Raw genomic sequence first — 23,201 nt, 5'->3', positions numbered from 1 at the left:
AGACCCTCCTGCGTCGCGCCACCGAGATCCCGGGGGCGGAGCCTCCCCGAGGGAGGTCTGCACGTGCGATCACCACGCATCGGCGCCCTGCTCGCGAGCATCGCCGTCCTCATTCCGCTCGGTGCGAGCGCTTGCTCGTCGCCGGCGCCCCGCTCCGCGGGAGCCGCACGCGACTGCATCACCGACTTCGACCCGTCGAAGGACTACTTCCCGGAGAAGTCGACGATCGAGGACGCCACCGGCCTGACCATCGAGTATCACCGCTCGTACCAGGTCGTTACCGTGGCGCATCCGGCGCAGGGAGCGCCGCCCGCGTCGTACGTTCTGGTGCGATGCGGCGCCCCCGCCCCGGAGCTGACCGGAGAACTCGCGGACGCGCCTCAGGTCGAGGTTCCCGTGCGGACCGTCTACGCGGGCTCGACGACGCATCTGCCGGGACTCGCCGCTCTCGGCGCGGCCGATGCGGTGACCGGGGTCGCGACCACCGGCTTCGTCTCCACTCCCGAGATCGTCGAGCGGATCGACGCAGGGAAGGTGCAGCAGTTCACCGACGCCGGCGCCGTCAACGCTGAGAAGGTGATCGCCGGACGCCCGGACGTGCTCGTGACCGACGGCAGCGACAGTCCGGCCTTCGGCAAGATCCGCGACGCGGGCATTCCCGTCCTCGCCGACGCCGACTGGCTGGAGGAGAGCCCACTCGGCCGCGCCGAATGGCTCAAGTTCTTCGCCGCCCTCACCGGCACCGAGAAGCAGGCCTCGAGCGTCTACCAGAACATCAAGTCCCAGTACCGCAGCGTGGCCGACCGGCTGTCGGGAGTGCCGAAGACGCCGGTCCTGCTCGGCTCGATCGCCAACGGCTCGTGGACCATGCCCTCCGGGGGCAGCTACTTCGGCAAGCTCGTCGCCGACGCCGGCGCCACCTATCCGTGGATCGACGATCGCGCCGCGGGCAGCCTGCAGTTGTCGATCGAATCGGTCATCGCCCGCGCCCGTGATTCCGCCGTGTGGCTGCTGAGCGACCCGACGGTGAACTCTGTGGCCGATCTCGACAAGCAGGATCCGCGGTACCGCGCCTTCGCCGGTCCGGCGAAACAAGCGTGGAACAGCACCAAGGCCGTCAATTCCGGTGGCGGCAACGACTACTGGGAGACTGGTGTGCTGCGCCCGGACCTCGTGTTGGCGGACATCGCCGCAATTGCGCACCCGGATCTCTTCCCGGGTCATGCCTTCGAGTTCTACCTCCATCTGCCGCAGCGATGACACCGGTCCGGACCTCGGCGGCAGCCCGGCGACCACGCGCCCGATCCGGGGTCTGGGTCGGACTCGCCGTCGCACTCCTCGCGTCGCTGCTGGTGGCCGCCGCGGTCGGATCGGTCGCGATCCCGCCCGCGGAGACGCTCCGGGTACTGACCGGCGGTCACGCGCTGGACGCGGGGAGCGACTTCATTCTGCGCGAGGTGCGGCTGCCGCGGATCGCGACTGCCGCGCTGGTCGGCGCCGCGCTCGGAGTGGCCGGGCTGCAGATGCAGACCCTGTTCCGGAACCCCCTCGCCGATCCCTATGTGCTCGGCGCCAACTCCGGCGCCAGCCTGGGCGTGGCGCTGGTCGCACTGGGCGGCGGAGTCACCGGCGCCGCGACCTTCGCCGGCGGCCTCGCGGGCTGGGGACGAGCGGGAAGCGTGGTGGCCGCCGCCTTCGGTGCCGCGGCGGTGCTGGGACTGATCCTGCTGTTCGCGGTCTGGGTCCGCAGCGCGGTGACCCTGCTGCTGATCGGCGTGATGATCGGTGCCGTCACCGGCTCGCTCGTCGCAGTCCTCATCGTCTACGCCGATCCCGACTCGGTCCAGAAGTACATGATCTGGGGCCTGGGGACCTTCTCCGCGACGTCGTGGTCCGACCTGCGCGTCGCCGCACCGGTGATCCTCGGTGCCGTCCTGCTGTCGTCGACCTCGATGCGAGCGCTCAACGCCCTGCTGCTCGGCGAGGAGTACGCGCGGTCGATGGGCGTCGACCTGCGTCTCACCCGCACCGTCACGCTGCTGTCGGCCGCGGTTCTCACCGGTGTGGTCACCGCGTACTGCGGACCCGTCGGATTCCTCGGTCTCGTGATTCCGCATCTCGCGCGCGGAGTGTTCCGCACCTCGAATCATCGGGTGATTCTGCCCGGATGCGTCCTCGTGGGAGCGCTGCTCGCGATCTGGTGCGGCATCGTCGCAGATCTGCCGGGTAAGGACAGTTCGCTGCCCCTCAACGCGGTCACCGCTCTGATCGGCGCGCCGGTGGTCATCACCGTTCTGCTGCGCGGTCGTGGGAACGGCGGTGCGGTATGACGGCCGGTCTCACCCTCGCCGGGCTGACCATCGGCTACCGGGGCCGACGGCCGGTCACCATCGCCTCCGATCTGACCGCCGAGGCGCAGGTGGGCCGGTTGACGACACTGATTGGTCCGAACGGCGCCGGAAAGTCGACACTGCTGCGGACCGTCTGCGGTCTGGAGCGACCACTGTCGGGATCGGCTCTCCTCGCCGACGGCACCGACGTCACACGCATGAGGCCGGCCCGGCTGGCTCGCCGGATCGCGACCGTCGGGACCCAGATCGTCGACCCGGGCCGGCTCACCGCGCGAGAAGTGGTGGAGCTGGGCCGGACTCCCTATCTGGGCGCCACCGGCCGGCTCGGCGCCCATGATCGCCTGCGCGTCGACTGGGCGCTGGAGGCCGTTCGCGCTGCGGCGCTGGCCGACCGCCCCTTCCACGACCTGTCCGACGGCGAGGCGCAGCGCGTCCTCGCCGCCCGCGCCCTCGCGCAGGATCCGGAACTCCTCGTGCTCGACGAGCCGACCTCACACCTGGACGCACCGTCGCGCGTCGAGTTCTTGGATCTGCTGAGTACGCTGGCCCGCGAGCAGCGTCTCACGGTCCTGGTGTCGTCCCACGAACTGGAACTGGCGATGCGCCTCTCGGACGCGATCTGGCTCCTCGCCCCCGGCGGCGTGATGCACACCGGCACCCCGCTCGACGTGGCCTCCTCCGGCGCCGTCTCCGCCGCCTTCGATCGAGGCCGGCTCCGCTTCGACCCGGAGAGGTTCGTCTTCGAGGTGAAGGACGGTTCGTCGCAGCGTCCGGCGGTCGAGCCTCCGCCCGCCGGCTGACCGAGCCTCCCGCCCGCCGGCCGAGCGAGCCTCCCACCCGCTGGTTGAGCGAGCCTCCCGCCCGCCGGCCGAGCGAGCCTCCCGCCCGCCGGCTGAGCGAGCTTCCCGCCCGCTGGTTGAGCGAGCGCAGCGAGTCGAAACCATCCGCACCCGCACGCCCACCCACCGTGACACACCCCGCCCCCTGCCCTCTCCTCCCGCCGCCTCACTCCGAATCACCACTGTTAGCCGCCCCACTCCCGACATACCGGGCTTGCCTCGCTTCCGACCCCTGCGTTTAACATCAGCAAGCACCGACGGTCACGATGTCATCGCAGATCGTCGGCATTCTTCTGCCGTTAATTCCTACGCTCCTGGATGAATCACGGGCGTTCGAACTCGTCCGACCGGAAAGGGATTGCATGCCGCCGCTCAGTCGTCTCGTGCGCACCCAGTTGATCGTCGTGCTGCTGATCGGATTGGTGGCGTCGGTCTACGGCGGCATCCGATACGCGCGCCTCGATCAGGCGGCAGGCGTCGGGGTGTACCACGTGACCGTGCGGATGCCCGACTCCGGCGGACTGTTCGAGCAAGCGCAGGTCACCTACCGCGGCGTCGAGATCGGCCGGGTGCAGAAGATGTCGATCGTCCCGGGCGGGATCGACGTCACTCTGGCCCTCGACTCGAGCGAGGCGAAGGTTCCGGCCTCGGCGGTCGCCGTCGTCGCCGACCGATCGGCGATCGGAGAACAGTTCCTGGATCTGCAGCCGCCCTCCGACGCGGGACCGTACCTGCGCGACGGCTCGGTGATCGACGAGAACCGGCTGCCGCCTCGGCTCGACGAAGTGGTGCGGTCGGCCATCGACCTGACCGACACGATCCCCGTCGATGCGCTGCGCAGAACCGTCACCGAACTGGGCGCGGCGTTCAACGGCCGCGGAGACGACACGAGCCGGCTCGTCGACTCCCTCGACCGTCTGTCGAAGGAGGGCGTCGAAAGCCTCGACGAGACGATCGGGCTCATCACCTCCGCCGACTCGGTTCTGGCGACCCAGAACGAGCAGTCCGACGAGATTCTGCGCTGGTCGAAGAATCTCGACGCGGTCACCGCGACGCTGGCGTCATCGGATCCGGCGGTCCGCCGGATCCTCACCGACGGTCCGCGCGCTGCGTCGGCGCTCTCCCGTCTCCTCGACGAGACCGGCGACGAGGCCACCGAACTGATCGGCCGGCTCGGCGGGACGGTCCACGCGATCGCTCCGGCGTCCTATGCCGCCGAGCCGACGTTCTGGATGCTCTCGGCACTGTCGGCGGGCAGCCATACGGCGGCCTCGCCCGACGGTTCGATCCGATTCGGAATCGTGCTCGAAACGGGGAACCCGCCGTCGTGCACGCGCGGCTACGAGAGCACCGCGAAGATGATCGCCGAGATCAAGCGCAAGAACCCGGATTTCGACCAGAGTTACGACGACTTCCCGTTCAACACCGATGTGCACTGCACGGTGCCGACCGGCAGCCCGACGGCGGTCCGCGGCGCGAACAACGCTGCACTCGCCGATCCCGCCTACGCGCAACCGTGGGATCACACGGCCAAGAAGGACCCGGACAAGTTGAACCTCAACCCCCTCGCCACTCAGCTCGCGCAACTCATGGGCGTGCGACCGCGATCGTGATGGGGGGTCGGGGGTTTCGACTCGCTCCGCTCGCTCAACAAGCCTGAAATAACAAAACACGACCCGCTCAACCCCATGGAAGGGATGCGGCTGGCTCGACTCGACTGACACGGGCTCGCCTTCCCGCTGGTTGAGCGAGCGGAGCGAGTCGAAACCGCCGGACCGGACCCCGGTACCGCTACGCGTAGCGTCGTCCCGCCGCGACGCGCGAGATGACGCCCACGACCGCCACCACCGCGCCGGCGACCCCGACGAACAACGACACCGTCGTGAGGTGATCGGCGATCACCCCGACCACCACCTCGATGGTGGAGCGCGCGGCCTGCTCGGTGTCGGCCAGCCGCTCGCTCACGATGTGCTTGGTGAATGCCGCCAGCCCCCAGCCGGCAACGCCCGCCAGGACCGCACCGACGCCGAGCCACGCGAGGACGGTGCTGCGGCGGTTGGCCACGAGCAGTGCGATGACCGCCGCGATCACGGCGCCGATCACCGTCACCCACGACACGACGTCGATGATCTTTCCACTGTCTTCGAGCGACCCCGCAGTGATCTGGCTCTGATCGATCGTCACGATCACCGGATGACCGATGGACACGGGCACCGGGATGGGGGCCGACGCGATCACCCGATTGATCATCGGACTGATGTCGAGTTCCATCATGTGCAGGTCGGCGTCCGGTGCCGGAGCGGTGAAGAGCCAACTGTGCTGCTGCCTCGCGACCTCGGAGAAGTCCTCGACGAAGCCGTCGCTGCGCGCGTAGTTCTTCGCGGCGGGCAGTACCAGGTCGCTCGCGACCTTGGATCCGGTGTTCTCCTCCACCGACGCCGCGACCTTCTGGGCGAAGTAGTCCTGCACTTCGGAGCTGTGCGCGGCTTCCGCCGCCGAAGAGGTGAACCCGTCCGACGACACGACTCTCTGTGACAGCCACATGCTCGGCACCGCGACGATCATGCAGATCATCGCGACCACGGTGAACAGGCCGGAAACTACGCTTCGCACGGTGCCGAGGCTACCGGGTGATCGCGGCGGACTGCCAAGCCGACGAGGCCGGGGTCATTCACCGATCACATCGCGCGCGCGGCCCACGATCGCCGGATCGGGGACTCCCACCAGCGCCTCGTCCTTGCCGTCGTACTCGTGCAGACTCAGCACGTACCGCATGGCGTTGATGCGGGCCCGCTTCTTGTCGTTGCTCTTCACGACGGTCCATGGCGCGAAATCGGTGTCGGTGTCGGCGAACATCTGCTCCTTGGCCTCGGTGTACGAGTCCCAGCGATCGAGCGACGCCAGATCCATCGGCGAGAGCTTCCACTGGCGCACCGGGTCGATCTGCCGGATCGCGAACCGGGTCCGCTGTTCCAGCGGCGTCACCGAGAACCAGAACTTCACCAGGTGGATGCCATCGTCGACCAGCATCTTCTCGAACGCGGGCGCCTGCTGCATGAACTGCGCGTACTGCGCGTCGGTGCAGAAGTTCATCACCCGCTCCACGCCGGCCCGGTTGTACCAGGAGCGGTCGAAGAAGACCATCTCTCCGGCTGCGGGCAGATGCTGGACGTACCGCTGGAAATACCACTCGGTGGCTTCGCGCTCGGTGGGCTTCTCCAGGGCGACGGTCCTGGCACCGCGGGGATTGAGGTGCTCGTTGAACCGCTTGATGGTGCCGCCCTTGCCCGCCGCGTCGCGCCCCTCGAAAACGAGCAGATGCCGCTGCCCGGTCTGCTTGGTCCACTTCTGCAGCTTCAGCAGTTCGATCTGCAGACGGCGTTTGGTGACCTCGTACTCGCGGCGGCTCATCCGCTCGTCGTACGGGTAGTCCTCGCGCCAGGTGTCCACCACGTTCCGGGTCGGGAGCGTCAGCAGGATGGGATCGTCGTCGTCATCGTCGACGACGGCGAACCCGGCGGTGTTCCGCAGGTCCACGAGGTGCTGCAGAGCCTCGCGCCCGGAGACCAGGCTGAGGTCGGGTCCCACGTGCTGAACGGGGTTGCTGTCGCCGGTGATTCCATCCACGTCCGTCAGATTAGCCCGGTTCGGCGGCTCCGGCACCAGCAGCGTGTCGGGGTCAGCCCGGCGCGCGGTGCACACCCGGCACGAAGCGGACGATCACCAGCAGGATCCAGGTGATCAGGACGTACGGCCACGTGAAGAGCGGCACCTGGGTTCCGAGCATGAGCCGCTCGAGCAGGACCGCCAGCAGTGCTCCGATCACCGCCATCACCCACGGCATCCACCGTCCAGAGAGGAACACGCACGCCATCGCGATCGCGACCAGCACCGACGAGTAGCCGTCGAGTCCGTGATAGTCGCGCAGCGGCGAGGACCCGATCGCGACGGCGAAACCGGCGGCCAGCGCGCTGCCCAGGAGCGCCGCCAGACCCACCCGCCAGCCCGCGACGGTCAGGCCGACGAGGATCAGCAGACCGGAGATCGGATCGTCGATCAGAACCACCTGCGAGATCCCGCTGAGGATCGCGTGCACGGCGACCTCGAAGCGGTTGCCGTCGATCTCCGCCAGCGCGCCCGCGGGCTCCTGCAGCGGCTCGGTGGCGTAGTGGACGGCCTCGGCCACCAGGCAGAACGGCGCCGTCGTCGCGGGCAGCGCGAACTGCGCGAATCCGCGGGCGGCGAACAGCGCGACGAAGGCGACGGTGATCGGACCGCACAGCAATCCGCCGACCACCGTGGCGATCACACCGGCCCAGCCCGCTCCGAGCATGGTGAAGGCCGCCGCACCCACGAGAACCCCGCAGAAGCCGTGCATTCCGGCGCGCAGCGCCGAACCGTCGGGCGACCCGGGTAAGCGGTCGCGCAGGGCGACCCCCGCGGCGGTCGAAGCCGCCAGCCCGATGACGCCCAGCAGCGCCATTCCCCAGTCCGCGACCGCGAATCCCGCCAGGATCAGCAGACCGCACCACACGTTCGGCTGGAAGTAGATCTGACCGATCCCGTTGAGTGCGGTGGCCGCCGCGTCGCGCGGCGACCCGAACGGTTCGGCCGGAGCGTCCGTCCGCGTCTCGACGTCACTCACTGCGGACCTCCTGCTTCCAGCGGTTCTCGATATCGCCGAAATGCCAGATCGCCAGTGCCGCGGCCCATGCGGCGACGAACACCCCGACGATCACGAATCCCGCGTAGTCCAAGTCGATTCCGGCGACCCACGCCAGCGGCCCGGACTCGACGTGAGTCTCGTCGGCGAGCACCCCGGCCAGTTCCACCGTGCCGATCCCGAGAGCCGCCGCCACGGAGATCGAGGTGATCGTGATGTTGTAGTAGACCTTCCGCACCGGCCGCGCGAAGGCCCAGCCGTATGCCGCGTTCATGAACACCCCGTCAGCGGTGTCCATCAGGCACATCCCGGCGGCGAACAGGATCGGCAGCACGAGGATCGCGTAGAACGGCAGGTAGAACGCCGCCGCACCGCCCGCGAGCACCAGCAGGCCCACCTCGGTGGCGGTGTCGAAGCCGAGACCGAACAGCACGCCGACGGGATAGATGTGCCACGGCTTGCGCACCGACTTCGCCAGCCCGCCGAGCAGCCGGTTCATGAAGCCGCGCTTGTTGAGCTGTTCCTCCAGTGCCTCCTCGTCGAACTCACCGCGCCGCATCTCGCGAAACACTCTGACGATGCCGATGAGCACCACGAGGTTGGCCGCCCCGAGGATCCACAGGAACACTCCCGACACCGACGCCCCGATCACACCGGTGATCGAATGCAGGGTCGACGAATCGTCCTCGATCTGCCCGGCGAGTGCCCGAACGCCCACCGCCAGCAGGACCGTCAGCCCGAAGACGATGGTCGAGTGCCCAGCGAGAACCAGAACCCGACCGAGAGGGGCTTCGGCCGGGCGGGCAGTCCGTCGGCCCGGCGATCGGCGTCGTCCGCCAGCAGTTTCCGGGTGGCGTTGTCGACCGCGGCGATGTGATCGGCGTCGAAGGCGTGCCGGAGGCCGAAGGTGTACGCCAGCATGCCCACGCCGACGGTGAACTCGGTGTGGGCACCCCCGAGTTGGAAGTGCTCGGGCGCCACCAGCCCCACGAGCATGCCGATGCCCACCACGTGCAGGAGCACCACCACCGCGGTCATACCGCCGAGTGACAGGCGGTCGCGCGCCGACAGTCCGCCCCAGAGGGTCTGCAGACGGCGCACCGGTCCCGGCCGGGAGTCCGTCGAGGCGGTCACGGCCGCGCCGCCGACGGATCATCCGCCCGCGCGGGCCTGAGCAGAGAGGAAGGGAGAGTGAAGGAACCGATCCGCACTACCGTCATTCGCGAAGCATAAGCCGGATCGGCCGACTTCGTCTCAGTGCACGTACAATTCGCCCCACCGGAAGCAGCCCCGGCCGGTGGTCGTGTCGTAGGTGGCGGCCATGCTGCCCAGGCACGCGACGCCGTCGCCGGTGGCGAACGCTCCGCCCGCCGCTCCGGACACCGCGACCGTGGTACCGCCGCTGCGGCCCTGCGCCACCGACGTGGAGTACGGGCCCATCGTGTACGCGTAACCGTTGCCCCGGTGGATGCCGCTCGCGAGCGCCGACGAATTGACGCCGTTGTTCTGCGCCGTCGCCGTCCCTCCGGTCGTCGCGACGGCGAGCGCCGCACCGTTGTTCGTGGTGTCCTGCGCCGAGGCGCGGCTGCCCGGACCGGCGTTCGCGATGCAATGACTCTGGCCGTTGGCGCGCTCGACGCGCTGGTTGTCGTTCGCGGTGCAGTTGGTCGACGCCGCGGCGTGACCACCGCCCAGCAACGACGTCAGTCCGAACGCCGCGGCGACGGCGGCGATCCCGAACACGACACGAAAGAACAACGACCCGATTCGCATGACTGTCCCTCTCAACAAGACGCGACTGTGCGGCCGCTCACCGGCGCACGATGCAGCCGCCACCCTACTCGCGAGTTTCGCGATTCCAGGTTCCTCACAGCCGATCGTGACCGGACTGATTCCTGCCGTGGCACCGGGCCGTGGTCGCCCCACCCGCAGGCGCGACGCGAGACGACAGAACCCCCGTCCGGGACGGGGGTTCTGTCGTCGAAGTTCGCGTCTACTGTGAGCGTCTCGAGTCCGAGTCGCGCTCAGCTGCGGCGCTTGACCTCCTCGGTGAGTCCCTTCTTGGCGGTGTCGACCGCCATTTTCTGGGCTCGCTTGACGATGAGTCCGGGGAGCTTGATCTTCAGGTCGACGGTGAGGTCGAACTTCACGTGTGTCGTATCGCCGTTCTCGGTGAGCGTGTAGACGCCGTGCTGTTCGCTGAGCTGATCGCTCTCGACCAGATCCCAGGTGCAGGTGTTGTCGGTCCAGGAGTAGTCGAGGGTCTGGTTGTCGGTCATGCCGACCGCACTCACCGAGACCTCCACGCGAGCGGGCCGCCCGTCGGCGTCCTCGGTGAGGATCTTCGCCGACTTGTGCGGGCCCGACCACTCCGGCAGGGACTCGACGTCGAGCAGCACCTCCATCACCAGCGCGAGCGGGGCCTTGAGGTCGAATTCTGTTGATGCAGAGACAGCCATGGACAGAACCTACCCCAGCCGGTGACGGTGGACCCGGCCGCCGCCGGAATCTTCACTATCCTCAGCGCGGTTCCGCATCGGTCACGGTTTCGGGAACGGGGCGTCGAACCAGCTCGTTCAGCGTGAGCACGACGCGGTCAAGCGGCTCGACGCTGCGCCGCGCTCGGCACAGAACCACCGCGCCTTCGATGCCCGACAGGACCGCATCGGCGAGTTCGTCCGCGCGCCGGTCGTCGAAGCCCTCCTCACGGAACCGGGCCGCCAGCAGATGCGTCCACTGCAGAAAGACCTCTTCGCCGGCCTGGGCCGCCTCGGGGTCGCGCTCGCGTGCCTGCGCACCCGCCGCCACCGGGCAGCCGACCTCGAAGTCGTCTTCGATCAGCCTCCGGCGCCAGATGCCGGCGACGGCGGCCACCGCGTCGGGAAGCGGCCGCCTACGGGCGCGATTCAGCTCCGCCCCGAGTACCTCGCCCGCGAAGTAGACGGCCTCGGCCATCAGCTGAGCGCGACCGCCCGGAAAGTGGTAGTAGACCGATCCGCGGGCGGCGTCGGCAGCTGCCAGTACGTCGCCGATCGAGGTACCCGCGACTCCGTGGCGGGCGATGAGGTCGGCCGCGCACCGAACCATCGCGGCCCGCGGCGAGTCCGGCTCCGGCGATCTCACAGCCTCAGGCCTCGAGGAACCGCTCTCGCAGTTCGGACTGCGCGGCGGAGTCGATTCCGAGAGCCTCGGCGAAATACGCCTCCATGCCGCCGTGAACCCGATCCACCTCGTCGAACGCCGCCTCGAGATACTCCGGCCGCACACCCAGGACCTGCCTCAGCGCATCTGCGTCGCCGCCCGCAGCCGTGAACTTCTCGAACACCGGAGCCAGGGCCGGAACCAGACGGTCGTTGGTGAGCAGATAGTCGCTGAAGACGTCGTCGCGGGCGACGCCCATCAGCGACAGGAAGGACGCCGAGGCCCAGCCGGTGCGGTCCTTGCCGGTGGTGCAGTGGAACAAGGCCGGCGATCGGTCCTCGCCGAGGAGCCCCTCGTAGAAGCGGCGGTAACCGGTCTTCGCACTGTCGAGGGTGATCATCTGGCGATACGTGCCCGCCATCGTCGAGATGGCGCCGCCGCTCTCGAGCACCCGATTGATCTCGGCGACACCCGCCGGATCGGTCAGGACGGTCGCCAGGTTGGCGGGTACGGCGGTCTGCGCATCGGCCAGGACGTCCAGGTGCACTTCGGCGACGTCGGCCCACACCGGGTCCGGCATCGCTTCGGTCTCGCCGGCCGACCGCAGATCGTAGACGGTGCGGAGGCCGAGAGTCGCGGCGATCTCGGCGACCGCCGACGAGTCGTGAACGATGGACCGGAAATCGGTGGACCGGAACAGCATTCCGTGGCGGACCGGCCGCCCGTCGACTCCGACCCATCCGCCGAGATCACGCAGATTGGGGAGCACGGGGAACGGACTGGGGGCGCCGGGGACCCGGGTCTGCTGGTCGGTCATGAAGTCTCATTATGCTCAGCCGAGGCTCGGCACGCTGTCTAACATGGCGGATGTGAGCACTCTCCCAGACGCCCACGACGGCGAGCCGCTGACCGATTCCCTCCCCGCAGACCTCGTCGCCGACGTCGACCGGATCATCGACGCCGACACCGACCGGCTGGTGGAGACGTTCAAGGACATCCACCGCAATCCCGAACTCGGATTCGCCGAAGTCCGGACCGCCCGCATCATCGAGCTGGCCCTGCAGAACCTCGGCTTCGACATCACGACCGGGATCGGTACCACGGGGGTGGCCGCCATCTACCGCAACGGCGACGGTCCGGTGGTGATGTACCGCGCCGACATGGACGCACTGGCGGTGCAGGAGGAGACGGGCGTCGAGTACGCGAGTGAGAAGCGGGTCACGCGCGAGGACGGCACCGAGGTGCCGGTGGCCCACGTCTGCGGCCACGACGCGCACGTCACCTGGATGCTGGGGATGGCGCACGCACTGATCGAACTCAAGAACCGCTGGTCCGGGACCCTGGTCCTGATCGGTCAACCCGCAGAGGAACCGATCACCGGAGCCAAGGCGATGGTGGACGACGGTCTGTACAACTTCATCCCCAAACCGGACGTGTTCATCGGCATGCACACCGCGCCCGCCCCGGTGGGGGTGGTCGTCTCGTCTCCGGGGCCGCGGCTCGCGGGCACCGATCAGCTCGACATCCTCTTCCACGGTGTCGGAGGCCACGGCTCGATGCCGCAGAAGGCGAAGGACCCGGTGCTGATGGCCGCGATGGCCATCGTGGAGTTCCAGACCATCGTGTCGCGGATGATCGATCCGCAGCAGACCGCCGTGCTCACCGTCGGCGCCGTCCACGCCGGCTCCGACAACAACGTGATCCCCACACAGGCCCTGCTCAAGGCGAATCTGCGCTGGTACGACCCCGCGGTCCGGGAGATCATGCTGTCAGCGGTCGAGTCGGTCGCCGACGGGATCGCCAGGACGTACGGGATGCCCGAGGACAAGCTGCCGGAGATCACCCTGAAGGGCGGGTCGAGTCCGCTGGTGAACGACCTCGAGTTGTCCGAACGCATGGCCCGAACGCTCGCGGCGGTCCTCGGCGACCAGCAGATCGTCACCGACATGCCGCGAGCCACCGGTTCGGAGGACGTCCAGCTGCTGAAGGGCCCGTACCCGGAGATGCCGTTCAACTACCTCCTGGTCGGCATCGCGAACCATGAGACCTTCGCGGCGGCTCAGGCGCAGGGCGAGCCGTTCCCGTTCGCTCCGCACAACCCGAACTATCTGGTGGACCTGTCGGCCATCCCCTTCGGCGCCAAGGTCGCCGCCTACTCGATGCTCGGCCTGTTGAACCGGAGCTGACCCCGCGACGCCGAAGGCCGGCCACCCTTCGGGTGACCGGCCTTCGTTCTGCGTGGAATCGCAGGGGGTTCTGAATCAGATCAGAAGCCCATGCCGCCCATCTCGTCGGCACCCGGCATGGCCGGAGCGGCCTTTTCGGGCTTGTCGGCGACGACGGCCTCGGTGGTGAGGAACAGACCGGCGATCGAAGCCGCGTTCTGCAGCGCCGAGCGGGTGACCTTGACCGGGTCGTTGATGCCCGCGGCGAGCAGGTCCTCGTAGGTGTTGGTCGACGCGTTCAGGCCGGTGCCGAGCGGCGAGTTGCGGACCTTGTCCGCGACGACGCCCGGCTCGAGGCCTGCGTTGACGGCGATCTGCTTGGCCGGAGCCTCCAGAGCGACCTTCACGATGTTGGCGCCGGTGGCCTCGTCGCCCTCGAGAGCGAGACCGTCGATGGCAGGCTCCGACTGCAGCAGGGCCACGCCGCCGCCGGCGACGATGCCCTCTTCGACGGCAGCCTTCGCGTTGCGGACGGCGTCCTCGATGCGGTGCTTGCGCTCCTTGAGCTCCACCTCGGTGGCAGCGCCGGCCTTGATGACTGCGACACCGCCGGCCAGCTTGGCCAGACGCTCCTGCAGCTTCTCACGGTCGTAGTCGCTGTCGCTGTTCTCGATCTCGCCGCGGATCTGTGCGACGCGACCCGAGATGGCGTCGGCATCGCCGGCACCGTCGACGATGGTGGTCTCGTCCTTGGTGACGACGACCTTGCGGGCGGTGCCCAGCAGCTCCAGGCCGGCGCTCTCCAGCGACAGGCCGACCTCTTCGCTGATGACCTCGCCACCGGTGAGGATGGCGATGTCGGCCAGCATGGCCTTGCGGCGGTCACCGAAGCCCGGGGCCTTGACGGCGACGGACTTGAAGGTGCCCTTGAGCTTGTTGACGATCAGGGTCGAGAGAGCCTCGCCCTCGACGTCCTCGGCGATGATCACCAGCGGCTTACCCGACTGAATGACCTTCTCCAGCAGCGGCAGGAGGTCCTTGATGGTCGACACCTTGCTCGAGACGAGCAGGATGTACGGATCCTCGAGGACGGCCTCCTGGCGGTCGGCGTCGGTGACGAAGTAGCCCGAGATGTAGCCCTTGTCGAAGCGCATGCCCTCGGTGAGCTCCAGCTGCAGACCGAAGGTCTGAGCCTCTTCGACGGTGATGACACCCTCGTTGCCGACCTTGTCCATCGCCTCGGCGATCAGGTCGCCGATCGACTGGTCGCCGGCGGAGATGCCCGCGGTGGCAGCGATCTGCTCCTTGGTCTCGACCTCCTTGGCCGACTTCAGCAGCGACTCGGTGACGGCCGCGACGGCCTTCTCGATGCCGCGCTTGAGGCCGAGCGGGTTCGCGCCGGCCGCGACGTTGCGCAGACCCTCGCGGACCAGCGCCTGTGCCAGAACGGTGGCGGTGGTGGTGCCGTCGCCGGCGATGTCGTCCGTCTTCTTCGCGACTTCCTTGACCAGCTCAGCGCCGATCTTCTCGTACGGGTCCTCGAGTTCGATCTCCTTGGCGATCGAGACACCGTCGTTGGTGATGGTGGGGGCGCCCCACTTCTTCTCCAGGACGACGTTGCGACCCTTCGGTCCAAGGGTGACCTTGACGGTGTCGGCGAGGCTGTTCAGGCCGCGCTCGAGTCCGCGACGGGCCTCTTCGTCGAAAGCAATCTGCTTTGCCATTGGTAAGTGATCCTCCGGTAGGGGGTGACACTAAGTCTTCTGGGCCGGACTCGATGCCCGCGACGGACGACCGGGGTGTCTGTTGGACCGATCTCACCGTTCCGACCTGGCACTCACACTCCGTGAGTGCCAGACTCCGTTTTAGCACTCGCATGGTGAGAGTGCAAGGTCTGGCCCCGGAGCTCGACGGCCGCCGCTTCGGCGCGTATAAGCAGGTCAGCAACCACGTCCCGGGCCGCTACCTCTTGGTGCGGTCGAGTCCCAGCTGGTCGGTGATGTAGAAGAACGGATCGGTCTGATCGCTGAGGCCGACGACGTTGGCCGCACCCGGACCGTACGCCGCGATCCGGACCTGCCCGCCGGTGTGCTGCTCCTCCCCCGGCTCGAGCGAGGTCCCGTAGTTGACCGCGATCGGGTCGCCGTCGCGACCGGTCAGCAGCCGGGTGAGTCCGGGCATCGGCAGCTCCGGATGCGGTTCCACCACCTGGCTGGTGTGCGCATGGTCGCCGGTGACGATCACCAGCGTGTTCTTGTCCTTCTTCGCGAAGTCGAGCGCCTTGCTCACCGCATCCGACAACTGCACCGTCTCGCCGATCTGACCGCACGGATCGGCGTCGTGGTTGGCCTTGTCGACCGACCCGGACTCCACCTGCAGGAAGAACCCCTTGTCGTTCTTCAGCAGGTCGATCGCCTTCTGAGTCATGTCTCCGAGCTTGGGCGTGGCCGAGGTGAACGCGGGATTGGGCGCGCACCGGACCGGCGGCTGCTCGATGCCGTCCTTGACGGCGGTCGCCTTGTCCCAGATGCGCGGCAGGTTGCCGTCGGCGAAGACACCGAGCACCGGCTTGTCCTGGTCCGCTACGGTCACATCGTGCATCTCGTCCGCCGAGCGGACGATCTGATAGCCGCGCTCCTTGGCCTGCGCCTCGAGCGTCTTCCCCTGGTATCGGCCCGCCGTGGCCGTCTGCGCGAAGGTGGCCCACCCGCCGCCGAACGTGACGTCGGGGCGGGCCGCCAGGAGCTGTTCGGTGATCGATCCCGCGCCGCCGTTCTCGAGCGCGTTCTCCGGGCACTTCTCGGTGGTCTCCTTCGGGCCGTAGCACTTGCGCTGAGTCACGTGGGCCACCTGCACGGCAGGCGTCGCATCCTGCAGCTCGGTGGTCGTGACGTCTCCGGTGCGCAGACCGTTGGCGCGGGCGATCTCCAGGATCGTGCGTTGCGGCACCCCGTTCACGTCGACGCCGACAGCGCCGTTGTACGTCTTCGTCCCCGTCGACCACGCCGTGCCGGAGGCCGCCGAGTCGGTCGTGTAATCGGGCTTGTGGGTGTCCCTGTTCAACGAGTACGTGGTGTAGTCACCGCTCAGCGGAAGCTCGTCGATACCGGGGATCGCGCCGGCCGCACCCCACTGGTAGTTGCGAGCCAGGGTCAGTTCCTGGTTCGCGGTGCCGTCACCGATGATCAGGATGACGTTCTTGGCTCCCGACTTCTGAATCGAATCGGCGATCGCCTGCGTCTGATCCTCCGCCAGCCGCCGGGCACCGCCGTGCACCGTGATGTCGCCGGTGGCCGCGCGCGAGATGTCGACGTCTGCGGCCTTGTCGCCGTCGACGCCGACCGAGCACGCGCCGAGCACTCCGGTGAGTCCGAGAGCTGCTGCCGCGAGTGCGCCCGCTCTGCGGGCCTTCTTCTCCAGGTTCTGAGCCATGAAAGGTATGCCAACAGTCGCATATGAACGGCCGTCGGCCTCGAACCGAACTCCATTCGACGAGCGGGTGCCCGCCCGAGTCGATCCGGCGTACCGGAGGCGAACGCCCGGTGAATCCGCCTGCGGCCCGGCGATCCGGCGTCGACCGCGAGACACGCTTGCTAGCGTCGATTCGTGATTGCGCATGTCGGGTGAGTTGATCGCGATCGCCGTTCTCGGCGTCGCGCTGGCGACGGTCCTGATCGTCGTCGCACTGCGCACGCGCCGAGTGGTGAGCACACCCCACGAGCGCGCCGTGCACGACACCCTGCACACGGCGGCGCTGGCCGCCCGGCCGCTCCGCCGCGGTCTCACCGCCGAGTCGGCGGCAGAGGCGGCCGGCCCGTTGCGGGCGCTCACCGGCGCCGACGGACTCGCGCTCTACGACGCCGAGGGATCGCTCCTGACCTTCGACGGCGACGAACAGCTGTGGACCCCGCCGATGCGCTCGGCGGCCGCCGCGCTGGCCGCCGACACGCTCGCGAACGGCCGCCACTGCGTGCAGCGAGATCCCGCGGACGGCGTCGGTCCCCTGCGCAGTCTCCTGGCCGCGCCGCTGATGGCCGACGGCATCGGCATCGGCGCACTGGTCGTGGCATCGGTGACCGAGCCCGGCCCCGGCCGTATCGGCGCCATCACCGAGGTCGCACGCTATGCGGCCAGCCAACTGCAGCTCGCCGAGCTCGACGCCTCCCGCGCGCGACTGGATCGCGCCGAGGTCCTCGCCCTCCGCGCACAGATCAGCCCGCATTTCATCTACAACGCACTGAACACGATCGCATCCTTCGTCCGCACCGATCCCGACCGCGCACGCGAGCTGATCCTCGACTTCGCCGACTTCACGCGCTACTCCTTCCGCGCCGCGGGCGAGTACACGGTACTGGCCGACGAACTCCGCAACATCGACCGCTACCTCACGCTCGAACGAGCGCGTTTCGGGCCCGGGCTGACGGTGAAGGTTCAGGTGGCACCCGAGGTCCTCGGCGTCGTCGTGCCCTTTCTCGCACTGCAGCCGCTGGTGGAGAACGCCGTGCGGCACGGCCTCGCCGGGCGCCGGGACGGAACCATCTCGATCGTCGCGCGCAACGCGGGACCCGACTGTCTGCTGAGCGTGGAGGACGACGGCGTCGGCATGGATCCGGAACTGCTGCGCACGGGTGCGATCGACGCGCTCGACCCGGCCGGACCGCGAGAGTCCGACGGCGCACACGTCGGACTGACGAACGTCGACCAGCGGCTGCGCGCGGCGTTCGGCAACGACTACGGCCTGGTCGTCGAGACGGCGGTGGGAGCGGGAACCAAAGTCAGCATGCGCATCCCGAAGTTCGCCGCGGGCATCCACGCCGGAGGCCCGGCCGCCGCGCTACGGTTTGACGGACGGGAGGAGAGCAGCCGATGACCGACCTCACCGTGCTCGCCGTGGACGACGAGATCCCCGCCCTCGACGAACTGACCTACCTGCTGAACCGTCACGACGCGGTGTCGGCGGTGCACAAGGCGTCCGACGCGACCCAGGCGCTGCGCGAACTCGCCGAGCGCCGGATCGACGCGGTGTTCCTCGACATCTCCATGCCGGGACTCTCGGGCATGGAGCTGGCGGCGGTCCTGGCCAACTACTCGGCGCCGCCGCCGATCGTCTTCGTCACCGCGCATGACGACCGCGCGGTCGAGGCCTTCGACGTCGGTGCCGTCGACTATCTGCTCAAACCACTGCGAGCCGAACGGCTCGATCAAGCGGTGGGCCGCATCCTCGCCTCCCTCGCCGGCGGCGAGGGTCCGGTCCGGACCGAGGAGCCGGACGAACCCGCCGACGATGTGATTCCGGTGGAGTCGGGCGGGATCACCTCGCTGGTGCAGCGCGACTCCATCTCGTGGATCGAGGCGGTCGGCGACTACGCCCGACTGCACACCGACACCGGCGCGTACCTCGTCCGAGTCACTCTCTCGACCCTCGAATCACGCTGGGGAGGAGCAGGTTTCGCACGCGTTCACCGTTCGTACCTGGTGGCGCTGCCAATGGTGACCGGCCTGCGGTCCACCGGGGCGTCGACCATGGTCCGGGTCCGGGCCAACGGCGCCTCGCCCGCGGTGGAACTGCCGGTGAGCCGCAGGCAGGTGCGCGAGTTGAAGGACCGATTGGTCCGTGACCCGATGCGGACCTTCCGTTCCGGGCGGGACGGCTGATCCGTGGCGCCCGACTCCGCCCGTGAACCGGCCCCACAGCGCGAACGCGTCGTCCTGTCCGAGCGGCGAGGCGCGCGCATGGTCCGCACCCGAGTGCAGGTGGCCGAGCAGACCGGCGTCGGCGAGCATCTGGTCCGCGGACTGGTCCGCGCCCAGTTGGCGCTGGCGCTGCGGCTCGGCGTGGCCGTCCTCGCGATCTTCGTCGCCATCCCGCTGATCGGCGCGACCGTCGAACCGTTCGCCGACGCGACGGTCTTCGGTCTGCGCCTGAACTGGCTGATCCTCGGCCTGCTGCCCCTTCCGCTCCTGTATCTGGCGGGTCGCCTGTACATCCGGCTGGCCGAGCAGGCCGAACGCGACTTCGTCCGGCTGGTGGACGCCGACTCCGACAGCGGCGACGACCCGGGCGGCGGTACGCGATGATAACCGAGCACGTCGCGGCACTGACGGTGGCCGCCGTCCTACTCGCGGCCCTCGGCACCGTCGCGGTCGGCGCCTACGGCGGACGCGGCTCGCGGTCGACGTCCGACTTCCTGGTCGCCTCGCGCAGCATCGGCGCGGGATGGAACGCCGCGGCGATCGCCGGCGAGTACCTGTCGGCGGCGTCGTTCCTCGGCGTGGCCGGATTGGTCGCCAAGTACGGTGCCGACGCGCTCTGGTATCCCATCGGATTCACCGCCGGCTACCTCTCGTTGCTGCTCTTCGCCGCCGCTCCGCTGCGCCGGTCGGGCGCGTACACCGTGCCCGACTTCGCCGAGTTCCGGCTGGCCTCGACTCGGGCGCGCAAGGCCGCGATGGTCGTGGTGATCGTGATCTGCGTGCTGTACCTGGTGCCGCAGTTGCAGGGCGCCGGGCTGACCCTGAACATCCTGCTGCACGTGCCGCCGTGGGTCGGGGTCACCGCGACCGGACTGCTGGTGATCGTGAACGTGGTCGGCGCTGGCATGCGATCGGTGACCTTCGCGCAGGCGATCCAGTACTGGCTCAAGCTCACCGCCGTCGCGATCCCCGCGCTGGTGCTGGCCGCGGTGTTTCTGAACAGCCCGCAGCGCCTCGGCGATCCGCTGCCACCGCGGGTGTCCGCGGACACCACCGTCCGGGTCGACACCCCGGTGGAGGTGACGGTGACCGACCCGGCGGGCGTTCGGGCGACCGGCGACGTGGACCGCGTCGCGGTCGTCGACCAGCCGTTGAGCGCGGGCACGCACCGTCTCGATCGCGGCGCGGTCATCGACCTCGCCGAGGGCGCCGCGACCCCGGTGGTGGCGAACGCGCCGCAGACCGGGTCGGCCTGGATGGAATCGGGCGGCGGCCTGGGCGGGGGCCATCCGCTCTATCAGGTGCTCTCGCTGATCGTGGCGACCTTCCTGGGCGCGATGGGCTTGCCGCACGTGCTCGTGCGGTTCTACACCAATCCCGACGGCCGTGCGGCGCGGCGGACGGCGTTGAACGTGATCGCGGCGCTGGCGGTCTTCTACCTCTTCCCGACCGTCCTCGGCGCACTCGCCCGCGCGTGGGTCCCGCAGGTCTTGGCGACCGGCACCGCCGACGCCGCCGTCCTGCTGCTGCCCGCCTCCGCGCTGCACGGGGCCTGGGCGATCGGGCTGTCGGCGCTCGTGGCCGCCGGCGCCATGGCCGCCTTCCTCGCCACCTCGTCCGGACTGCTGGTCAGCATCGCCGGCGTGATGTCGACCGACCTGATGCCCCCGGGAGTCCGCAGCTTCCGCATCTGCGCTCTGCTCGGCGGGGCGGTGCCGATCGTGATCGCCCTCAACGCCGGGACACTGGAGTTGTCACGGTCGGTGGGCCTGGTCTTCGCGGTCTCGGCGTCCACGCTGTGCCCACTGCTGGTGCTGGGAATCTGGTGGCGCGGACTCACCGCCGCCGGTGCGATCGCCGGACTCTGTGTGGGCGCGACCACGTCCGCGCTGGCGGTCGGAGTAGCGGTGACCGGGGCGATCGACGAGGGTGCGGGCGCCGGCTGGCTGTCGGTGATCGCCGGGTTCCCCGCGGCGGTCACCGTTCCCCTGACCTTCGCCACGATGGTCCTCGTCAGCCTGGCCACCAGGTCGCGGATCCCGGCGGTCACCGGCGCGGCCTTCGCTCGGATGCACGTGCCCGAACGGCTCGGGCTCGGGGTGGAACGGACCCCGTCGGCGCAGGACTGACCGCTACCGTTCATCGGGCGGCGGCGACCGTTCACCGCACGGCCGCCATGGCTCGTCGCTCAGGTCACAGACGACATTACCCGTGACTGTCGTCTCACTCATGCTTTGTGCAGCTACATCCCCGCAGCACACCAGCAAAGGAGTGATCGTGACCGTCACCGATCATGCCGCGCCGAAGGACGTCAGTCCTTCCCAGGACGAGTTCCTCGTCGCGCAGGCCAGCCCAGAGTTCCAGAGGTTGCGCACCGCGCTGCGCCGCTTCGTCTTCCCGATGACCGCCTTCTTCCTCCTCTGGTACGCGGGCTACGTCATCCTCGGAGCCTTCGCGCACGACTTCATGGCCACCCCGGTCTGGGGCAACATCAACGTGGGCCTCATCCTCGGACTGCTGCAGTTCGTCACCACGTTCGGCATCACATTCCTGTACGTCCGGTTCGCCAACCGCGATCTGGATCCGCAGTCGGAGGCCATCCGCGAGAACTTCGCGGACGGCACCTACTCGACGGCCGGAAAGGCGCAGCGATGAACCACGTGCTCGCCGCCGAGACCGTCGGCAACCCGGCCATCAACATCTCGATCTTCGTCGCATTCGTCGCGGTGACCATGATCGTCGTCATCCGCGCCAACCGGAAGAACGCCTCGGCCTCCGAGTTCTTCACCGCCGGCGGCGGGTTCTCCGGCCCGCAGAACGGCATCGCCATCTCGGGCGACTACCTCTCGGCCGCCAGCTTCCTCGGCATCGCCGGCGCGATCGCCGTCTACGGCTACGACGGATTCCTGTACTCCATCGGCTTCCTGGTGGCCTGGCTCGTCGCGCTGCTGCTGGTGGCCGAACTGCTGCGCAACACCGGCCGGTTCACGATGGCCGACGTGCTGAGCTTCCGGCTCAAAGAGCGGCCGGTCCGCATGGCCGCCGCACTCTCGACCCTGGTGGTGTCGCTGTTCTATCTGCTCGCGCAGATGGCGGGAGCCGGCGGCCTGGTCGCACTGCTCCTGGACATCCACGACCGCACCGGACAGTCCATCGTCATCGCCGTCGTCGGCGTGCTGATGATCGCCTACGTGCTGATCGGCGGCATGAAGGGCACCACCTGGGTGCAGATCATCAAGGCGGTCCTGTTGATCGCGGGTGCCGCGGTGATGACCTTCCTGGTCTTGGGCAAGTTCGGTTTCAACGTCTCGGAGATCCTCGGTCAGGCGCAGAACGCCATGGGCGATTCGGCGGACAAGGCCGTCGCCTCGCGCGACGTCCTCGCGCCCGGTGCCCAGTACGGCGGATCGACGATGTCGAAGGTCAACTTCCTGTCGCTGGGCCTGGCCCTCGTTCTCGGCACCGCCGGTCTGCCGCACGTGCTGATGCGCTTCTACACCGTTCCGACCGCCAAGGAGGCCCGCCGCTCGGTGGTCTGGGCGATCTCCCTCATCGGCGCCTTCTACCTGTTCACGTTGATCCTCGGCTACGGCGCCGCCGCGCTCGTGGGCCCGGACCGGATCCTGTCCGCCGCGGGCAAGGAGAACGCCGCCGCTCCGCTGCTGGCCCTCGAACTCGGCGGAACGGTGCTGCTGGGTGTGATCTCCGCCGTCGCGTTCGCGACCATCCTGGCCGTGGTGGCCGGGCTCGCGATCACCGCCTCGGCATCGTTCGCCCATGACATCTACGCGTCGGTCATCAAGCGCGGCAAGGCATCCGAGGACGATCAGGTGCGAGTCTCGCGTCGCTGCATCGTGGTGCTCGGCGTGGTCAGCATCATCCTCGGCATCCTCGCCAACGGTCAGAACATCGCCTTCCTCGTCGCGCTGGCGTTCGCGGTCGCGGCGTCGGCGAACCTGCCGACCATCGTGTACTCGCTCTACTGGAAGCGGTTCAACACCCGCGGCGCACTGTGGAGCATGTACGGCGGCCTGATCTCGTGCATCGTCCTGATCGTCTTCTCCCCCGCCGTCTCCGGCGGCGCCAAGGCGATGATCCCCGGAGCCGACTTCGCCTGGTTCCCGCTGTCGAATCCCGGCATCGTGTCGATCCCGCTGGCCTTCGTGCTCGGCATCGTCGGGACGCTGACGTCGCCCGACCGCGGCCGGCCCGGCCGCAACGCCGAGATGGAGGTCCGTTCGCTCACCGGAGTGGGCGCCGAAGGCGCACTCGCTCACTGACCCCCGATACGCACTGTGCCCCGTCCGCAAGGGCGGGGCACAGTGCGTTCGGCGTGGGCCGCGTTCGG

At 68.8% G+C, this 23,201-nt stretch carries 20 protein-coding genes and 1 pseudogene; 11 read left to right on the top strand and 10 right to left on the bottom strand.

Features of this window, described 5'->3' with window-relative positions; translation table 11 throughout:
* Positions 1-63 precede the first annotated feature (63 nt).
* The 4 genes from ACK8HH_RS02250 to ACK8HH_RS02235 all read left to right on the top strand — a co-directional run bounded on the left by ACK8HH_RS02250 (position 64) and on the right by ACK8HH_RS02235 (position 4,803).
* Positions 64-1,260 carry an ABC transporter substrate-binding protein gene (locus ACK8HH_RS02250; RefSeq protein WP_006894175.1) on the top strand — a complete coding sequence of 399 codons (1,197 nt, stop codon included), beginning with the start codon at positions 64-66 and terminating at the stop codon, positions 1,258-1,260.
* Positions 1,257-2,330, top strand: coding sequence for a FecCD family ABC transporter permease (locus ACK8HH_RS02245; RefSeq protein ID WP_006894174.1), 1,074 nt, complete (start codon positions 1,257-1,259; stop codon positions 2,328-2,330). The genes ACK8HH_RS02250 and ACK8HH_RS02245 overlap by 4 nt, the downstream gene beginning before the upstream one ends.
* Complete coding sequence (locus ACK8HH_RS02240) at positions 2,327-3,151, top strand: ABC transporter ATP-binding protein (protein WP_006894173.1); 825 nt, start codon at positions 2,327-2,329, stop codon at positions 3,149-3,151. Before ACK8HH_RS02245 ends, ACK8HH_RS02240 begins: the two co-directional genes overlap by 4 nt.
* Before the next feature lie 401 nt (positions 3,152-3,552).
* A complete protein-coding gene (locus ACK8HH_RS02235) occupies positions 3,553-4,803 on the top strand; it encodes an MCE family protein (protein WP_412475504.1) in 1,251 nt (416 codons plus the stop codon).
* Between the two features lie 178 nt (positions 4,804-4,981).
* Here ACK8HH_RS02235 and ACK8HH_RS02230 read toward each other — a convergent pair whose 3' ends face one another.
* The 8 genes and pseudogenes from ACK8HH_RS02230 to ACK8HH_RS02195 all read right to left on the bottom strand — a co-directional run bounded on the left by ACK8HH_RS02230 (position 4,982) and on the right by ACK8HH_RS02195 (position 11,811).
* Positions 4,982-5,803: a hypothetical protein gene (locus ACK8HH_RS02230; RefSeq protein WP_412475503.1), complete on the bottom strand. Its 822-nt coding sequence runs from the start codon at positions 5,801-5,803 to the stop codon at positions 4,982-4,984.
* A gap of 54 nt (positions 5,804-5,857) precedes the next feature.
* Positions 5,858-6,808, bottom strand: coding sequence for a polyphosphate kinase 2 (gene ppk2 / locus ACK8HH_RS02225; RefSeq protein WP_039867673.1), 951 nt, complete (start codon positions 6,806-6,808; stop codon positions 5,858-5,860).
* Between the two features lie 61 nt (positions 6,809-6,869).
* Complete coding sequence (locus ACK8HH_RS02220; RefSeq protein ID WP_412475502.1) at positions 6,870-7,835, bottom strand: urea transporter; 966 nt, start codon at positions 7,833-7,835, stop codon at positions 6,870-6,872.
* Positions 7,828-8,891: pseudogene (locus tag ACK8HH_RS02215) on the bottom strand (HoxN/HupN/NixA family nickel/cobalt transporter). The gene ACK8HH_RS02220 and the pseudogene ACK8HH_RS02215 overlap by 8 nt, the downstream one beginning before the upstream one ends.
* Positions 8,892-9,107: 216 nt before the next feature.
* Positions 9,108-9,611 (bottom strand): DUF6764 family protein, encoded by a 504-nt coding sequence (locus ACK8HH_RS02210; protein WP_231650280.1) that lies wholly within the window; start codon positions 9,609-9,611, stop codon positions 9,108-9,110.
* Positions 9,612-9,877: 266 nt separating this feature from the next.
* The gene (locus ACK8HH_RS02205) at positions 9,878-10,312 is read right to left on the bottom strand and encodes an SRPBCC family protein (RefSeq protein ID WP_006896945.1); all 435 of its coding nucleotides are present in this window, start codon (positions 10,310-10,312) and stop codon (positions 9,878-9,880) included.
* A gap of 61 nt (positions 10,313-10,373) precedes the next feature.
* Positions 10,374-10,976: a TetR/AcrR family transcriptional regulator gene (locus tag ACK8HH_RS02200; protein ID WP_045539312.1), complete on the bottom strand. Its 603-nt coding sequence runs from the start codon at positions 10,974-10,976 to the stop codon at positions 10,374-10,376.
* A 4-nt stretch (positions 10,977-10,980) separates the two neighbouring features.
* On the bottom strand, positions 10,981-11,811 hold the full coding sequence (locus ACK8HH_RS02195; protein ID WP_006896947.1) for a tyrosine-protein phosphatase: 831 nt from the start codon (positions 11,809-11,811) through the stop codon (positions 10,981-10,983).
* Between the two features lie 43 nt (positions 11,812-11,854).
* On the opposite strand from ACK8HH_RS02195, the gene ACK8HH_RS02190 reads away from it, so the two are divergent.
* A complete protein-coding gene (locus tag ACK8HH_RS02190) occupies positions 11,855-13,180 on the top strand; it encodes an amidohydrolase (protein ID WP_231650281.1) in 1,326 nt (441 codons plus the stop codon).
* A gap of 80 nt (positions 13,181-13,260) precedes the next feature.
* Here the strand turns inward: ACK8HH_RS02190 and groL are convergent, their stop codons facing one another.
* Both groL and phoA read right to left on the bottom strand, forming a co-directional pair.
* On the bottom strand, positions 13,261-14,883 hold the full coding sequence (gene groL / locus ACK8HH_RS02185; protein WP_006896949.1) for a chaperonin GroEL: 1,623 nt from the start codon (positions 14,881-14,883) through the stop codon (positions 13,261-13,263).
* Between the two features lie 238 nt (positions 14,884-15,121).
* A complete protein-coding gene (gene phoA / locus ACK8HH_RS02180; protein ID WP_346076642.1) occupies positions 15,122-16,591 on the bottom strand; it encodes an alkaline phosphatase in 1,470 nt (489 codons plus the stop codon).
* A gap of 184 nt (positions 16,592-16,775) precedes the next feature.
* Between phoA and ACK8HH_RS02175 the strand changes: the two genes are divergently transcribed.
* From ACK8HH_RS02175 to ACK8HH_RS02150, 6 genes are all read left to right on the top strand, one after another.
* The gene (locus ACK8HH_RS02175) at positions 16,776-18,029 is read left to right on the top strand and encodes a sensor histidine kinase (protein ID WP_278125972.1); all 1,254 of its coding nucleotides are present in this window, start codon (positions 16,776-16,778) and stop codon (positions 18,027-18,029) included.
* Positions 18,026-18,814: a LytR/AlgR family response regulator transcription factor gene (locus ACK8HH_RS02170; RefSeq protein ID WP_006896952.1), complete on the top strand. Its 789-nt coding sequence runs from the start codon at positions 18,026-18,028 to the stop codon at positions 18,812-18,814. Before ACK8HH_RS02175 ends, ACK8HH_RS02170 begins: the two co-directional genes overlap by 4 nt.
* 78 nt (positions 18,815-18,892) lie before the next feature.
* A complete protein-coding gene (locus ACK8HH_RS02165) occupies positions 18,893-19,237 on the top strand; it encodes a hypothetical protein (protein ID WP_169317719.1) in 345 nt (114 codons plus the stop codon).
* Positions 19,234-20,982: a cation acetate symporter gene (locus ACK8HH_RS02160; protein ID WP_278125970.1), complete on the top strand. Its 1,749-nt coding sequence runs from the start codon at positions 19,234-19,236 to the stop codon at positions 20,980-20,982. Before ACK8HH_RS02165 ends, ACK8HH_RS02160 begins: the two co-directional genes overlap by 4 nt.
* A gap of 148 nt (positions 20,983-21,130) precedes the next feature.
* Positions 21,131-21,508 (top strand): DUF485 domain-containing protein, encoded by a 378-nt coding sequence (locus ACK8HH_RS02155; protein WP_006896955.1) that lies wholly within the window; start codon positions 21,131-21,133, stop codon positions 21,506-21,508.
* Positions 21,505-23,133, top strand: a complete 1,629-nt coding sequence (locus tag ACK8HH_RS02150; RefSeq protein ID WP_006896956.1) for a cation acetate symporter — start codon at positions 21,505-21,507, stop codon at positions 23,131-23,133. The genes ACK8HH_RS02155 and ACK8HH_RS02150 overlap by 4 nt, the downstream gene beginning before the upstream one ends.
* Positions 23,134-23,201 lie beyond the last annotated feature (68 nt).

It is taken from the genome of Gordonia sp. LUNF6, from assembly GCF_047041125.1.
Lineage (GTDB): Bacteria > Actinomycetota > Actinomycetes > Mycobacteriales > Mycobacteriaceae > Gordonia > Gordonia sihwensis.
Note: the sequence above shows the minus strand (reverse complement) of the source record. Positions and strands in the feature narration are given on the sequence as shown.

Bases quoted from the DNA above. Each gene is read 5' to 3' on its own strand.
- ACK8HH_RS02175 (WP_278125972.1), top strand. From the start codon at position 16,776: ATGTCGGGTGAGTTGATCGCGATCGCCGTTCTCGGCGTCGCGCTGGCG.
- ACK8HH_RS02245 (WP_006894174.1), top strand. From the start codon at position 1,257: ATGACACCGGTCCGGACCTCGGCGGCAGCCCGGCGACCACGCGCCCGA.
- ACK8HH_RS02240 (WP_006894173.1), top strand. From the start codon at position 2,327: ATGACGGCCGGTCTCACCCTCGCCGGGCTGACCATCGGCTACCGGGGC.
- ACK8HH_RS02205 (WP_006896945.1), bottom strand. From the start codon at position 10,312: ATGGCTGTCTCTGCATCAACAGAATTCGACCTCAAGGCCCCGCTCGCG.
- ACK8HH_RS02150 (WP_006896956.1), top strand. From the start codon at position 21,505: ATGAACCACGTGCTCGCCGCCGAGACCGTCGGCAACCCGGCCATCAAC.
- phoA (WP_346076642.1), bottom strand. From the start codon at position 16,591: ATGGCTCAGAACCTGGAGAAGAAGGCCCGCAGAGCGGGCGCACTCGCG.
- ACK8HH_RS02160 (WP_278125970.1), top strand. From the start codon at position 19,234: ATGATAACCGAGCACGTCGCGGCACTGACGGTGGCCGCCGTCCTACTC.
- ACK8HH_RS02170 (WP_006896952.1), top strand. From the start codon at position 18,026: ATGACCGACCTCACCGTGCTCGCCGTGGACGACGAGATCCCCGCCCTC.
- ACK8HH_RS02195 (WP_006896947.1), bottom strand. From the start codon at position 11,811: ATGACCGACCAGCAGACCCGGGTCCCCGGCGCCCCCAGTCCGTTCCCC.
- ACK8HH_RS02190 (WP_231650281.1), top strand. From the start codon at position 11,855: ATGGCGGATGTGAGCACTCTCCCAGACGCCCACGACGGCGAGCCGCTG.
- ACK8HH_RS02235 (WP_412475504.1), top strand. From the start codon at position 3,553: ATGCCGCCGCTCAGTCGTCTCGTGCGCACCCAGTTGATCGTCGTGCTG.
- groL (WP_006896949.1), bottom strand. From the start codon at position 14,883: ATGGCAAAGCAGATTGCTTTCGACGAAGAGGCCCGTCGCGGACTCGAG.
- ACK8HH_RS02165 (WP_169317719.1), top strand. From the start codon at position 18,893: ATGGTCCGCACCCGAGTGCAGGTGGCCGAGCAGACCGGCGTCGGCGAG.